This is a genomic window from Metabacillus bambusae (assembly GCF_017497975.1).
GTDB classification, from domain to species: Bacteria; Bacillota; Bacilli; order Bacillales; family Bacillaceae; genus Metabacillus; species Metabacillus bambusae.
On record NZ_JAGDEL010000005.1, the window covers coordinates 118,524 to 133,602 of the forward strand.

13 protein-coding genes are annotated in these 15,079 nt (G+C 38.6%); 6 read left to right on the top strand and 7 right to left on the bottom strand.

Features of this window, described 5'->3' with window-relative positions:
- Window positions 1-148: 148 nt before the first annotated feature.
- Genes I7822_RS09035 through I7822_RS30435 form a run of 4 tightly spaced genes read left to right on the top strand, consistent with a single transcriptional unit; the run spans window position 149 to window position 4,769 of the window.
- The gene (locus tag I7822_RS09035) at window positions 149-778 is read left to right on the top strand and encodes a hypothetical protein (RefSeq protein ID WP_207977169.1); all 630 of its coding nucleotides are present in this window, start codon (window positions 149-151) and stop codon (window positions 776-778) included.
- A complete protein-coding gene (locus tag I7822_RS09040) occupies window positions 771-3,065 on the top strand; it encodes a toll/interleukin-1 receptor domain-containing protein (RefSeq protein ID WP_207977170.1) in 2,295 nt (764 codons plus the stop codon). The genes I7822_RS09035 and I7822_RS09040 overlap by 8 nt, the downstream gene beginning before the upstream one ends.
- Entirely contained in the window at window positions 3,062-3,988 is a 927-nt protein-coding gene (locus I7822_RS09045; RefSeq protein ID WP_207977172.1) for a hypothetical protein, read from the top strand. Before I7822_RS09040 ends, I7822_RS09045 begins: the two co-directional genes overlap by 4 nt.
- A 7-nt stretch (window positions 3,989-3,995) precedes the next feature.
- Window positions 3,996-4,769 carry an SH3 domain-containing protein gene (locus I7822_RS30435; RefSeq protein ID WP_207977174.1) on the top strand — a complete coding sequence of 258 codons (774 nt, stop codon included), beginning with the start codon at window positions 3,996-3,998 and terminating at the stop codon, window positions 4,767-4,769.
- 121 nt (window positions 4,770-4,890) lie between these two features.
- Here I7822_RS30435 and I7822_RS09055 read toward each other — a convergent pair whose 3' ends face one another.
- The 6 genes from I7822_RS09055 to I7822_RS09080 form a co-directional block, all read right to left on the bottom strand.
- Window positions 4,891-5,391, bottom strand: coding sequence for a ferritin (locus tag I7822_RS09055; RefSeq protein WP_207977176.1), 501 nt, complete (start codon window positions 5,389-5,391; stop codon window positions 4,891-4,893).
- Window positions 5,392-5,562: 171 nt separating this feature from the next.
- Window positions 5,563-6,567 carry a 4-hydroxythreonine-4-phosphate dehydrogenase PdxA gene (gene pdxA, locus I7822_RS09060; RefSeq protein ID WP_207977178.1) on the bottom strand — a complete coding sequence of 335 codons (1,005 nt, stop codon included), beginning with the start codon at window positions 6,565-6,567 and terminating at the stop codon, window positions 5,563-5,565.
- The gene (locus I7822_RS09065; RefSeq protein ID WP_207977180.1) at window positions 6,564-7,865 is read right to left on the bottom strand and encodes a four-carbon acid sugar kinase family protein; all 1,302 of its coding nucleotides are present in this window, start codon (window positions 7,863-7,865) and stop codon (window positions 6,564-6,566) included. Before I7822_RS09065 ends, pdxA begins: the two co-directional genes overlap by 4 nt.
- A gap of 13 nt (window positions 7,866-7,878) precedes the next feature.
- The gene (locus tag I7822_RS09070; protein WP_207977182.1) at window positions 7,879-8,871 is read right to left on the bottom strand and encodes a 2-keto-3-deoxygluconate permease; all 993 of its coding nucleotides are present in this window, start codon (window positions 8,869-8,871) and stop codon (window positions 7,879-7,881) included.
- Between the two features lie 387 nt (window positions 8,872-9,258).
- A complete protein-coding gene (locus I7822_RS09075; protein WP_207977184.1) occupies window positions 9,259-10,953 on the bottom strand; it encodes a sigma-54-dependent transcriptional regulator in 1,695 nt (564 codons plus the stop codon).
- Window positions 10,954-11,123: 170 nt separating this feature from the next.
- On the bottom strand, window positions 11,124-11,930 hold the full coding sequence (locus I7822_RS09080; RefSeq protein ID WP_207977186.1) for a helix-turn-helix domain-containing protein: 807 nt from the start codon (window positions 11,928-11,930) through the stop codon (window positions 11,124-11,126).
- Between the two features lie 661 nt (window positions 11,931-12,591).
- Here I7822_RS09080 and I7822_RS09085 point away from each other — a divergent pair.
- Both I7822_RS09085 and I7822_RS09090 read left to right on the top strand, forming a co-directional pair.
- A complete protein-coding gene (locus I7822_RS09085; protein WP_207977528.1) occupies window positions 12,592-13,347 on the top strand; it encodes a DUF2087 domain-containing protein in 756 nt (251 codons plus the stop codon).
- 252 nt (window positions 13,348-13,599) lie between these two features.
- On the top strand, window positions 13,600-13,959 hold the full coding sequence (locus I7822_RS09090; RefSeq protein WP_207977188.1) for a GIY-YIG nuclease family protein: 360 nt from the start codon (window positions 13,600-13,602) through the stop codon (window positions 13,957-13,959).
- Between the two features lie 435 nt (window positions 13,960-14,394).
- On the opposite strand, the gene I7822_RS09095 is transcribed toward I7822_RS09090, so the two are convergent.
- Window positions 14,395-14,922, bottom strand: a complete 528-nt coding sequence (locus I7822_RS09095) for an ATP-binding protein (protein WP_207977190.1) — start codon at window positions 14,920-14,922, stop codon at window positions 14,395-14,397.
- Between the last annotated feature and the right edge of the window lie 157 nt (window positions 14,923-15,079).

Genomic DNA, 15,079 nt, shown 5'->3' on the forward strand with positions numbered 1-15,079 from the left:
AGCATTATTCATAAACAGGGCTTCTTTTAAATATGATATTTACGGGTTTACTTTAACTAGAACAGCTTAACTTACTAAAACAAAGTAAGCTAAATTCAAGCAATGAGATTTTAACTGCTCTTTAAAATTGAAAGGAAGTACGAAAAAGATGCAGCAAGCATACATACTAGGTGTAACAGGTCATCGTGATATTCACCCACAAGCTTTTCAAGAGGTGAAGGAAAAAACAGGCGCATGGCTTGATGATCTTCTATTTAAAAAGCCAAACAAACAGATCATTGTTTTATCGCCATTAGCATCAGGTGCTGATCAGCTTGTTGCTGAGCTTTCCCTTGAGCGGGGACTTGCCTTACATGTTACGCTTCCCTTCCCTTTAGAGCGTTATATAGAAGACTTCAAATCCGACAAAGAAAGAGAGCAATTTTATTCCCTTTATGAGCAGGCAGTACATGCCTATGTGCCTGAGCTTATTCAAGGCAAAAAGAATGATGCCTCCTGCTATTTCGCAGTAGGTGCCCACGTTGCCCAGCATAGTCATTTGCTATTTGCATTATGGAATGGCGCAAAGTCGCCGGAAAAGGTGGGTGGTACAGCCCATATCGTGCGCTGTCAATTACAAGGGTTTCCTGATGAGTTTACGAGTCCTTCTGCCCTTTCACACCGAGAAACCGTTTGGATTCGAACACAACGATCTGGAGATTCTTCTTTATCTCCAAAAGGAATCCATTTAACGAATGATCGTTATATTATTATTGGGAAGGACGATAACAATGGATGAGAAGATAAAAGTGTTTTTAAGCCATGCTAGTATAAATTTCCCAATCATGAAGGAAATGGCTGATTATTTAGAGAGCCTTGGCTATATATGCTGGTATGCCCCACGGGATATTGCGAAAGGAAATAACTATTTGGTAGATATCGTTGATGCAATTGATCAAGTAGATGTCGTCCTCCTCTTACATTCAAAGGAAGTGCACGATTCAAAGTATGTGTATCGAGAAATTGAATATGCTGATCAAATGAATAAATTGATTTTACCGATCTTAATTGATGATGCACCGATTGCCAAACAGCTCGTTCTCATTATTCGAAGCATGCAAATGACCTCTTTATTCGAATTCCCATCGATAGAGCTTGCAGTAGATGTGCTTCATGAAAGGATGAAAACCTTTCAGATTGAACGTGAGCAAAGTGAGATTTCAACAGATTGGCTGACATCATTTGGAGCACCGATCGTTCATACACACTCAACCAAGCATTCAACGACTGCTTTCATGATGAAGAACCAACGCATAGAGCAACTAAGTCGTGTATATGTTCCAGTTCCAAATTTCCAGCAGATTTGTAGCTTTTTAACGAAATCCCACCTTGCTGTCTTACAACATTCAGAACGCACAGGTAAGTATTCAACAGCAATCAATTTATTGCTTGATCAAGCTGTTGAGCACATTATCGAGGTGTTACCAACTCACACCATCGTAGACTTTATGAGTACACAACTCAAACACCATACAGGCTATATCATTGATAAAGCTAGTTTCCTATTTTTTGAAAAGTCTAGTTTCACCATTTGGGAGGAGCTTCAAGAAAAATTACAGCTTGTAAACAGCTTCCTTGTAATCACGACTGAAGAAACTGAACTACCTGATTGGATCGTGACACATTCGATTGACTGCCCAACAAACAAAAGGAGCATTCTGATCAACCATGCTAAGGAGCGAGGCGTAAATGAGGTTCCACCAGCAACTTTAACTGAAATTGATCCTTTTTTAGAAAATCTGCTTCCATACGAAATTGTCTCAATTCCAGACAAGTTATTACCTGTTATGAGCGGCAGCATCGATTTAGACGCCATGATTAAACAGCTCCAAAGTCAAGTGGAAGAACGTGTGATTGAATGGTATCATCAGCATGGACATTCACTTCGTCTCGTATCACACTATTTGACACTAGCCATTCTACAAGAGGTCCCAGAAAATACATTTACAGAGGCATCTCAGCTCCTGCAACATCACCTGCAGACTTCATGGGCCCAAGGGAATGAAGCTGCCTTTATGACAGATAGCGAGCAGCTAAAGATTCTAAATGCTGAGCGTGTTACCAAAAAAGTAAACTCAGATATTGGCTACATAGCGCTTGATCATCTTCGACTTACACACCCAGATGAAGCACAGGTTATTTTAACTCAATTCTGGGAACAATTTCGCTTTGCAAGACCTGCATTCCTACAGTGGTTTGATGAATATGTAACAAAGGCACGGAAGTCAGAAATGACAGCTCTCACCAATGCCTTAGCTCTGATTTCTAGCAGTGATCTACCAACCATCAGACAAGAGTTACTACAGAAATGGGCAATGCATGACAATACGTTTTACCGATTGACGGCAGTCAAGATTTTATCAAAGCTCATCACTTCTGAACACTATGTACAGGAAGTGATTCATTTAGTAAATAGCTGGAGCTCGCAGCGAAATAATCTTGCGCTACAATGGACAGCAACCGTAGCACTTGGTTCTGAAATTGGCATTTTACTCTATCCGAGATCATTGGAGTTATTACAAAAAGCATATTTAAGCAACCCAAAAACATTAAGACATCCTGCAAAACAAAGCTTTATCAACTTAATGAAGCTTGGAAATCTGAATCCTGATTATGATGAAGCGTTTTTGTTATACTTTAATGATTGGTTACGAGAGGAAAAACAAATGAGTAAAGAACCGTTTGAATTTCTTCATTTCTTTTTCTCAATCCTAAGGTCACGCATCTCTCGCCTTATCGAAACCTTAACAGGTGAACAGCTAAAGGATCAACTATCTCCTTTTATAAGCGAGTCATTACTATATAGCAAGAGTAAGAGATTAGGAGAAGAATTTTTAACAGTGGCTGCCTACGAACAGCCCAAGAAGCTAGCACCACTCGTTCTTGCCCTTCTCTACTTTGAGAATCACTCAGTAGGAGAACGAGCAAAAAGCTGGTTAAAAATCAGAATGACAACACAAAACCATCAACCATTTACCGAATTATATGAAGAAATGATGCAACAAAAAGGGAGGAAAACCACATGAATTTAATCGATGTTCAACCAGTCAAATTTAGTTTCTTTGAAAAACCGCCAGCTTCCTCGATGACACAGGCCTTTGTTTATACAAATGAAGAAAATCATTTTTTAGTCGTGAAAAATGGAGACCGGATCACACGCAGTGATCTTCGGGCAGGAAAATATACGAAAGTTTATAGTGTCAACATGACGACCTTAAATTTCCATTATGAAAATGAGGTTCCTTCACAGGATCGTGGACGCCATTTCCTTGTAGACCTGTCGATTGATTACAAGGTTGTTGACCCAATCTCACTTATTCAGCAAGGGGCAGGAGAAATTGTCACCTATATCCAAAAGAAGCTTCCATATTGGCTTGAAGAAATCACAAGTGACTATCCAATATCTGAAGCGAAGCGTGTAAAACGCCATATCGAGGATCTACATGAACACTCTTCAATGGTCGCAGGATTAAAGCAAGTTGGAGTTGCTGTTACAGATATCAATGTTCTTGTTAAACAAAGCGAAGATGACCAGGAGCATGATAAGAGATTCAGAGTGATCGATCAAGAGGATGAACTAGATGAATACCGTCGTGAAAAGAGACTTAAAAAGGCCAGCATACTAGCGAAAAGCATCCAGGAAGCAATTGAATCCGGAAACCTTCTTGAAGCCGTCTTAATAGCCGAAGAAAACAAAGATGCATTAGAAATTGTAAAAAATCGATTATACAACGAAGAAAATTTCCGGCTTGAGGTTCAAGATCAAGTACGAAAACTATTACTAGATCCTACAGTGGATGAGGTTGAGGCAAAAGAGCAAATTATGAAAATTAGAGCATATTTCCCACATGAATCATTTAGTGGAGAGAAACCTACCTCAAACGAGAGCAGCATGGATGACCCGCTAGATGACTTAAGGCATATCTATCAAACAACTAAAGGAGAGTAAATAACCTGTGGAAACCATTATAAATCAAGTATTTTGGCTTTGGGTCCCACTGTCATTATTGCCGGTATGGTTGAGAATAGCAATAGTGACCTATTTGGTCATCATTCTGTCAAGACCTATCCTATTACGTCTCCTTCCGAAACTGATAGAATGGGCAAGCATCCTTCTAAAAAAAGCGATAGAGCTACTTTCCTATCCTTTGATGGTGTGGATTAATCGCTTCTTAACAAAACGGAGACATGCAGGCAACTACCTGATCCCAGCTTGGATTGACATACTAGAGGATACTTGTGCTCTTCTGTTAAAAGGATTAGACAAAACAGAAGGTCTGTCCCAAAAACGAACAAGAAACAAAGCACGTCTGAAAAAAACCTTCAGAGTAGCAGCAATGATTCTAGCCATCCTTTTACCAATGGCGGTTATGAATAACCCGGGCCAAGCCTATTCAAAAACATGGTATAAATTCGAAGCATGGGCAACAGAAGAAAAGGTCCAAAAATCCCTTGGATTTGATCTCGACCAGCTCCAAGGGAAGATCCAAACGACAGTAGAATCTGTCAGTCCAACAAAGCTGACACTAAAAGCAGAATATCCAGAAGGCGGCAACATCCGCCAAACCCCATCCCTCAACGGGAAAATTGTCGCTGACATTAAGGAAGGCGAAACCGTCACATACCTTGACGAGGAACAAACGGATGATAAAGGGATCACATGGCTTAAGGTTGAAACAGATGCTGGGAAAGAAGGTTGGGTGTCTGAGAGGATTGTCGAAGAGATGTAAAAATATGAATTCAAATTATACAGAAATCCACCTACCACCTGATGATGGTAGATGGATTTCGCTTATTCTGATTTAACGATCACCGACAAAATGCCGAGAGGTGAAACCTACGCGACTACTCTCACTCAGGAACAAACGTCCGTTTCCCAAGCTCACTATCAAGCATAAAGAACGCATTACTATCGGTATCAATTCGCTTCAGTTTCTGAATAAGACCATCAAAAGTAGCCTCTTCTTCAACCTGTTCTTCAATAAACCAATTCAAAAAGGTCATTGTCGCATGCTCACGCTCATCTAAAGCAATGTCAGCAAGCTCATAAATGCGTCGCGTAACCTCTTTCTCATGATTCAAGCCCTTTTCAAATACATCTAAAATCGAAGCAAAATCATTATTTGGCGCAGGAAAACCCTCTACTACTGCACGCTCCCCCATATCATTGATAAAGTTATAAAACTTCATCGCATGAAAACGTTCCTCTTCAGCTTGTACAAGAAAAAAGTTCGCAAAGCCATCTAAGCTCTCTGCAGAACAATGGGCAGCCATCCCTAAATACGCATGTGCAGAATAAAATTCATAATTCATCTGTTTAATTAAGCCATTTACTAGTTTTTCACTAATCATGGAAAATCCCTCCTTTTTGGGTAGTATATCATAACTTTCTGAAGGTTATTAAAAGGGGTTATAACTTTCTTTTACCAAATTATATATAGTAAAAAAGAGAGAAAAGTATTTATACTCTTCTCCCTTTACTAACAATGGCTATTTCAATCCTTTAAAGTAGGATAGACACCACTACTTCTTCGGTGCCAATTCAACCGCTTGACGCATCGCTTCCATTAGGCTCTTCTCATCTGCGATTCCTTTGCCAGCAATATCAAATGCTGTACCGTGATCCACACTTGTACGGATAATTGGTAAACCGACTGTAATATTTACACCTGCATCTAAGCCCAAAACCTTAACCGGACCATGTCCTTGATCATGGTACATTGCTACAACGATATCAAAGTCACCGCGAACAGTTCGGAAGAATAATGTGTCAGCTGGTAGCGGGCCAACGACATCAATTCCTTCACCTTGTGCCTTTTCAACACCAGGAATGACTTTTTCTTCTTCTTCTCCATATCCGAATAAGCCATTTTCACCTGCATGTGGGTTAATACCACAAACGGCAATTTTAGGTGAGTTGATACCTGCTTTTTGGAGTGTGTCATGTGCAAGCTTGATCACATGATAGACACGTTCAGGGTTAATCATTTTGACTGCATCAAGAATTCCAACATGTGTTGTCACATGAATAACCTTTAAGTTTGGAGCGGAAAGCATCATCGAGAAATCTTGTGTTCCCGTTAGGTCAGCAAGGATTTCTGTGTGACCCGGATATTTATGACCACCTTTGTGCAAGGCTTCCTTATTTAACGGAGCTGTACAGATCGCACTAATTTTCTGTTGCTTTGCTAGTTCAATGGCTGTTTCTAAATATTTAAATGCTGCATGACCAGCCTCTGGGGATACTTGACCTACTGTCAGTTCTTCAGATAAAAGATTTAAATCTAAGCAGTAGACTGTTCCGTATTCATAGGCTAGATAGTCTAAATTTTCAGCATTAACAGACTCAACCTTTAACTCACTGTTTACAAAAGATTTCGCTCGTTCTAAGATTTTACTGTCACCGATGACTAGCGGACGGCTGATTTCATACATTTCTTCTTTTGCTAAACTTTTCAAGATGATTTCCGGGCCAACACCTGCAGCGTCACCCATTGTGATTCCGACGATTGGTTTTTGTTGATTCATGCTCTCACCCTTCTCTTGTTTGCCATAAATTCTACAACATTGACTAATGATTGTTCATGTCCAAATCCACCAGCTTTTGTGACTGCCCAATAGCTTTGCTCTTCACTACTTACTCTACCAAATGGAAGCCCTGGTTCAACCTCTGAATACAGCTCCATCTCTGAAATTTCAAGCTCAGAGCATACAGCCTTAGCCGTATCTCCACCTGTTAACACTAGTCCTTGAATGGAGGAATTGTCTTGTAATAAACTCTTTGCAATTTTCCCTAAGCCTTGTGAAATAGCTTCACTTACTTCTGTCACCGTTAAGCCAAGCTCTTCTCCTGCTTTCTTTGCAGAAACACGGTTTTTCTCAGAAGCTTCGACATAAAGAACAAAATAATCGTGATGAATATTTTGGGTTAATTGTTCTACATAGCTTTTAGGATGAAACGTTTGCTTCACTAGTTCTACCGGATTCACTTCTAGAAAAAATGATTTCGATAGTTCCTCAACTTTTACAAGCTGCTGCTTTGTTACTTGTGATAAGCTCCCTGACACAACCAAGGTTTTATCAATCGTTAGATCTAGATTGTTTCCTTTATTTGACGGGTTTAGCTGCAAGGACTCTGGTAAATACTCAATTAAACCTGCAGACCCTGTCCAGATTGTTCGTTTGTTCATTTCAGAAAAAATTTCGGTCACCTTTTGCAAATCAGCTTCTGTTTCACCATCACACACAAACCATATAATTCCTTTTTCAAGAAAGGTATTAATTGTTTGAATCACTTCTACTACTGATTTAGTTAAGATATCCTTATCGATTAACCCAATACCTCTATCCTGATATTGCTTAAGTAAATGTGGAATATAGGACTCTGTTACAGGTGTTTTTGGATCCTTCGAAAACTCAGTGTCAGTGATTAACACTCCATTTACGTAATGATGACCCTTTATGGTTTTGCGATTCATTTTCGGATAAGCAGGTGCTATGACGATGACCTCTGGTTGATAGACCTTTTCAAGTGCTGATAATTCTGCTGCAATATTCCCTCTTAAAGTAGAATCAACTTTTTTATAAAGATGTTGATATCCTTCCTTCTTTAGAAAGGAAGCAGCTTGGTAAGCTGCTTCATATGCTTCATTTACCGGTTTTGCCCTGCTGTCTGTATCAACAATTAACACATCAGGTTTTAGTGTCACATTTGTTTTGTTATAGTCAAACACAACGGTTGAAGAAAGATGCTTTTTCGCTAATTGTACACCTGAGTCATTTGCACCAGTTAAATCATCAGATATAATACCAATATTATTTTTCATTATGATCACACCTTTAGATGTTTGCTTTTTCTGAATTTCCTTGTTCAAAATTGTAGCCTTTTTTCTCTAGTCGTTTGACCAAAAAGCCAACATATATCGGGAGAAGAATCGCTGTTGTTACAGTAGATGCAGCGACTTGAACGGTTGCAATATCAACAACAGAAGCAAAACTTGCATTTGCTGCAGCAATCGCAGCTGGTGTTGCTACTGCATTCCCGGCTGTTGAACCTTCTGCTGCCCCCACAATTGGGTTCCATTTTAATGCTTTAAAGACAAAATAACCTGCAGATCCTGTGACAAATACTGTTAAGATACCAAGAATAATACCTGATAAACCACCTTCAAGAATTGCTGCAAAGTCAATTCCCATACCAAGCGCAAAAGCAAAGAACGGTATTAACATCGAGCTTCCTTTGTCTAAGAACGTACGCATGTCTTCGTCCAGGTTACCTAACACCATACCAACAACAATTGGAAGTAAAACAGAAATGAATGATGTAAATGAGAACATCCCATCAACAAAGCCCATTGCCCCAAAAATCGATAGCGCTACCATTGTTAGGAAAGGACCATCATTAAGCGCTAAAAGTGAATATGCCGCACGGTCTTCTTTGCTTCCATACTGACCAACAAGGGCAACGAATAAGCCACCATTACTGTTCGTCATTGCTGCAATAACTGCGATCGGTGCTAAGCCTAACCATAAGCCATTGTCTCCTGCAAGCATATAAGCAACCAATCCAAAGATTGCCCCTACTGCCCATTTTGTTGCTAAAAGAGTTGCACCTTTACCAACTGAAACACCAAATGATTTTACATTGATTTGTGCTCCTGTACATAAAAGGAAAAGAGAGATTAACGTTCCAGCACCATCTACAAACAAGCTTTGTGTAAAGTTTCCGATTCGCAGTAAGTCTGGAAAGAATGTATTAATCACTGCTGCAATTAACAACGGTACAACCATCATACCGCCAGGAATTCGATCTAACGTTGCTTTTATCTTCATAATCATAACACTCCTTTAGTTATTGTTTCAATATTAAACACTTAAACTATTAAGTAATCGTTTACAATAGTTATTGTAATGGCTTACAAACAAAATTGCAACATATTAAATTAAAAACGTTGCAATTTTAAACAGTAAATGAAATCTAATGCGCAATGAATGTTTCTTGTTGTAAATAGCTCTACTACGAACAAAAGCGCAAGAGCCAGTTTTAGCGACATATAAAAAAAGAGCACTTTGTATGAGATAACGGAAACACGAAGAGCGTAAGCGATTCGATGTTGACTTAGCGTATAAAAGAGGTTGCTGGGCGCTGGAGCTAGATGTCAAAGCACTTATCCACAGTACATGGATTTTATTATTCCCATAAAAAAAACAAGCTGAACATTATTGTTTCAGCTTGCGCCATAGTGTTGAACGATTAATTCCTAACCGCTCAGCAGCTTTTGTTTGATTTTGGTTTTCCTCTTCCATGATTTTAAGAATAATCCTCTTCTCAATTTCATCTAATGTACCAGTTAAAAAGTCATTGTCGAAGGACGCTGTTTTTCCATGCTTTTCACCAAGAAGCTCAGAAATCAATTCTTTTCCAATGACATACCCTTTTTCCTCTAATACAGCATCCTTAAGGAGTGTTTTTAGTTCAGCTACGTTTCCCGGCCATGAATAATGCTCAAGTAGCTCCATCGCTTCATTCTTAATTTTTATGGCGGATGTGCCAAGTTCTCCATGTAATGAGGCAATAAAATAAGTTGTCAAAGGCTTAATATCTTCTTTACGCTCATTTAAGGAAGGAATTGTGACTCGAATCACTTCATCATCGTACATCAATGAATGAAACACAGGATCTTCCTGTTGAATCGCAGTGATCACAGTTATTCCTCTCTTCGCCCAATCCTTTATTAATACTGCAAGCTTTTCGATATTTTGAGGAGATAAAACTTCCACCTCATTTATGTAGATCGTGTGGATATCAAGGTCATCGATATCATTCATTTTTATCGCATTTTCGGCTGATGAACTTGCAAAGAGTCCATTTCCCCCATTTGTTAGATAATGAATGTATTGCGAAATGAGTATTTTGCCAGACCCACTTGCCCCTACAAGAATCCACCGATTATTTGTAAGGTTGCTCTCAATCACATTCACACATCTCTGCATTTTTTTACTTTTTGCAATCAGCATTGGCTGCTGTGAAACGGCTTGTAACTGCAGTCCTTTTTGTTGGTTTTCATAATTAAACTCTGAAAATTGGAATAAATAATAAGTCTGATCATCTATGACCTTTTCATTCACCTTTTGTTTAATCTTTTTTAACTCACTTGATTCAACTATTTTTACGCCATGACTAAGTAGTCCTTGTTGAACAAGATCGATTAAGGTATCAATTGGTCTTGGGCACCCATCAAAGTTCGTCCAATTTTGATATACTACTTTCCCTTCAACCGAGATCACAATCATATCTGAAGCCGATTCCTCAAGAAGGTTCTTTAAAAGGGTAATTTTCTTTTGCTGCTTTTGGTGCAACCGATAAATTGATCGTGCTTTTTGAAACGCTTCAAAGATTGCTTCACGCCCCGACTGTATGAGAATCCCCTCAAGATTATGCTTAGAAGCGGCATCTATGGTGATGACATCCCCCATAATAAGCTCACAGCCCTCTGTTTTGAGTTGTTCCACAATAGTCTCTACCTCTTGAGCTGTCTCAACTGTATGTACCTCAATTGGAATATCTAGCAAGTCCGTAATCGCCTTCGCTCCAAGAGTAATATTTGAAAAGCCAACAATCGCTTTTCTTCCTGGAAAATCATTCGCTAACGTTAATACCCGAAGCATATCATAGCCAGAAACATGAACATCAACTACAGGAATATTTACTTCTTTTTCAATTAGTTTGGCTGTTCCACCTCGACTAATAATCACATCAAATCCACGATTCTCCGCAGCTTTCGCCAATGGAATCGCATCATGAAGATTCCCTACTTCAATATGGATATCAAGCTTTTGTTCCTCCTGCCGGCACTCTTCGATTAAATGTGCCATCGCAGAATATGGAGCTATAAATAAAGTTTTGATTTTCATTCAATCACACCTGTATGTTTGTTTACTATGTATTCCCCCTGAGGGAATCAGTATATATCAATTCTACCTGTTCTTCTTGAATTTACAAAGGCATATTAAAAACGTCATTGATGATGTAGCATAAATTTATGTTCATTATGAATTGTATTCCCTATATATATCTGATACCTTCATACATTCTCCCCTATAAAGTCAATTAACTTATACTTATTCTCCTGTCGTTTCTCCACAATTAATTTAGCATACAAAGTCCCGTAAAAATACACTTCAAATGTCTTGTGAATTTTCCCAAGTTTTTGAGCAAACACTGTTTGTTTAAAGGCGTGAATAACGCAATCAATGACATCATTCAAGGATCGTTGCAGCTTCATTTTGTTATAAACAATTAACACTCTTTGCCAAAGCTTATAAATTTCCAAAGTGTTTAGGAAGGGTTTTGTTGCTTCGACAAACTGCTTTGAAATGGACTCAGGAAGATAGCTTGAATCCAATTTCTGTGATGACGGCTTTGGCGTTTCCTTTACGTTAGTAGGTTTTATTTCTTTCTCACAGAGTGAGCTTTGCTTATTCTCTGTTTTATTAGCAGTGTCAGGTAGAGTGACATCTTGGGGTGACTTATTATTTATGATGGAATCAATCGTCTCAAAATGTTGAATCACCAAAAGGTTCACACCTTGTTTCCCATTCATACGAGAAGTAGGAACTTTTTTAATAATCCCTCTCTCTTCCAAGGAATTGACAGCGCGAATAACCGTTCGTCTGCTCACATTTACTTCCTCAGCAATATACTCATATTTTGCAAAAGAAACACCAACTACCTTAACCGAATGCTTCCAAATAAAGTTAAGAACTGCCATCGTCCCTTCAGATAATTCCGCTTTATGCTTATACAAAAAGCCGCGAACAGCGTGATCCATTTCTTCTATCTTTTCAAATGATTGATACTTCTGGATTGTTTCATAGTTTAGCTTTTCCACGTCTACTCTCTCCTTTAAACTCCTAAAAGTAAGTAGTTCTGTGCAGCGAAAGCCTGTTGGACGACAAATCAGGCTTCTTTTGACCAACAAAGTTCATAGTAATCTAGATGGGATTCTAAAAACCTGAGTTGTTAGCAGCACAAATCTCCCTCACCCTCTATATAGGGTTTTATAAAGGCAAGAGTAGCGTGTAAATTCAATTTTTTTAAAAATTTTCCGTAAAACAATTTTCATAGCCTACGATACACTTCAGTTTGCGATATAGGATAAATCAAACTTTATCAAATAATGTTTACTCAATTACAAACACTCACACCATTCGTTTGTTATTCCATTGACACTCACCAAACTTTACACTAATATGTTTATTATTAACCAAACAAATTAAACGTTTGTTCAATTTTATATACACTTGGCTCTTTTCTAAGAGATTGTTGCTTTTAAAACAAAAACTAATTCAGGTTGATTGGAGCGGAAGTGCGAGACTCCTGCGGGAGCAGCGGGACAGGTGAGACTCATGCAGGCGTTTACGCCGAGGAGGCTCACCGCCCGCCCCGCGGAAAGCGAGCAACTCGAGTGGAAATCAACCACACCGATACTTGGTAAATATCAACAAAGTTTGCGAAAACAGCCATACACTTTGATTGGATGTGTTTTTTACATGGAGATCTCGAATATTTTTTGGAATGCCTCTTTGGAGGAACTAAAACGAGGATATATTCAGGATAATGATTCTTATTTATGCCTGCTATGCGGCGAGAAGGTAGAAAAAGGGATTGTTTATCCACACGAAAATACGTTTTACGATGCGGAAAGATATATGCGGATTCATATTGAGATGACCCATCAATCTGTCTTTGAATCCTTACTCGGAATGGATAAAAAACTTACCGGACTTACCGACCACCAAAAAAGTCTCCTTCGTCTCTTCTATCAGGGAAAGAGTGATAAAGAAGTCCAACAGGAGCTAAGCTTGGGAAGCACCTCTACAATTCGTCATCACCGTTTTGCCTTAAAGGAGAAGGAACGACAAGCAAAGTCCTTTTTGGCAATGATGGAATTGTTAAAGGAAAAGGATCAGTATGCACCAGCATTTTTACCTGTTCATAAAAGTGCAAAAATGGTGGATGAAAGATATAACATTACACAAGAGGAACAAGAGAAAATAATCAGCAAATACTTTACAGAAGGAACAAATAAATCCTTGACCAAATTTCCACCAAAGGAAAAACAAAGGCTTGTCGTCCTTCGGGAAATCACAAAACAATTAAAACCTGATCATATGTATACGGAACAAGAATTAAATCATCAGTTGAAGGCGATTTATGAGGATCATGTCATGATCAGAAGATATTTAATAGAATACGGATTTTTAGATCGAAAATCAGATGGAAGCCAATATTGGTTAAAAAAATAGGCTCTTTTCTAAGAGATTGTTGCTTTTAAAACAAAAACTAATTCAGGTTGATTGGAGCGGAAGTGCGAGACTCCTGCGGGAGCAGCGGGACAGGTGAGACCCCACAGGCGTTTACGCCGAGGAGGCTCACCGCCCGCCCCGCGGAAAGCGAGCATCTCTCGCTGCAATCAACCACACCGCTTTACTTGGTTAATAGCAACAAAGTTTGCGAAAACAGCCAAAAAATAAGAAGAGAAAGTAGGTAGAACAAACATGGACCGTAAAAAGGAATTAAAACAACGTTATATAGAAGAAACAACGATTGAAGCTGGTGTTTACCAAATTAAAAACACCAAAAACCAAAAAATCTTTATCGGGAGTACAAAAAACTTAAAAACGTTAAATGGAGTAAAATTCAGTCTTGAAACAGGTGGAAGCTACAACAAAGAGCTTCAAGAGGATTGGAACCAATTTGGGAAAGACGCGTTTACTATTGAAGTATTAGAGGTGCTCAAAAAGAAGGATGAACCATATTTTAACGAGAAGGAAGCATTGGTAGAACTTGAGAATAAGTGGTTAGAAAACCTTCAGCCTTATGGGGAACGAGGATATAACAGGATAAAATCCCGTTAAGAATTTACGATTTTGCTTGAGTTAGACTTACACTACTGTTTATTGATTTATATCGAATAATCGATATAATTATCAGTTTTGAAGACGTTCAGGAATGAAGATTTAATAGCAACAAAGCTTTCATTTTGGGGTTAATCTTTTTCTGGTATTCTTCGGTGCTTAGCACACAAAACATGCCTTCCCCAACGGAATATTTTCATGTAAAATTGACATATAATTTAGAGAAGTGCTACCAACACTTTTCCCTGCAACCTAACCGCCAGAGTGGTGGTTGTTAAAAATTAGTTGCTTTTTCGAGAAACACCCTTTTGCTTGTGACGGCGTAGGGTGGTTTTCTTGTTTTCTAGAAAGTTTCTTCGAAAGAAGCACGAAAACCAACCACCCTCACAATATTCAGTTACACCTAGCTCTACCATATCTACTAAAACTAACAACCTACCAATCTTCGACAAAATTCGGGTGGTGACAGGCACTCAAAACTATTTCTTTAGCAACTTCTAAAGGTTGTTTATCAGTTGTATCTAATAGATACAACTGATGTAAGCTAGACTCTTCAAATTCTTTGATTAAGAATAAAGAACGTTCAATTAAGAATGGATCTCCTCTTTTATTCAAACGTTCGATTAATTTGGCTTCATTCGCCCTTAAAACGACATATTTGATCTGCACATTCATATCTGAAACCTGCTGACAAAACCATTCTAACTCTGTTTCAACTACATAATCAATTACTACATGATAGTCATGCTGAACAACATTCCTAGTCATAGAAAGGATGTTGCTCCAATTTATTTCTAGACGCTCTTCCCAAGTCAGCTCCGAATCACCGACAATCATAGCATTTAGTAAATCACCCTCAATTAACACACTCCTTTTAATCATGCGCGCAATTTCCTTTGAGACAGTAGATTTCCCTACTCCGCAAGGACCAGAAATGATATAGATGGTATTCCCTTTGCTCATTTCTGTTCTCCCCCTTTCTATTTAAGATCGACAATGTCCACAAATGGTATATGGAACCATATTAACTGTTTAAATAGCTATTTCACCTAGAGACTATTTTCACACTCTTTCTCAATAAAGCAAATGCCAAAACCGACTATCATCAGTTTTGGCATTC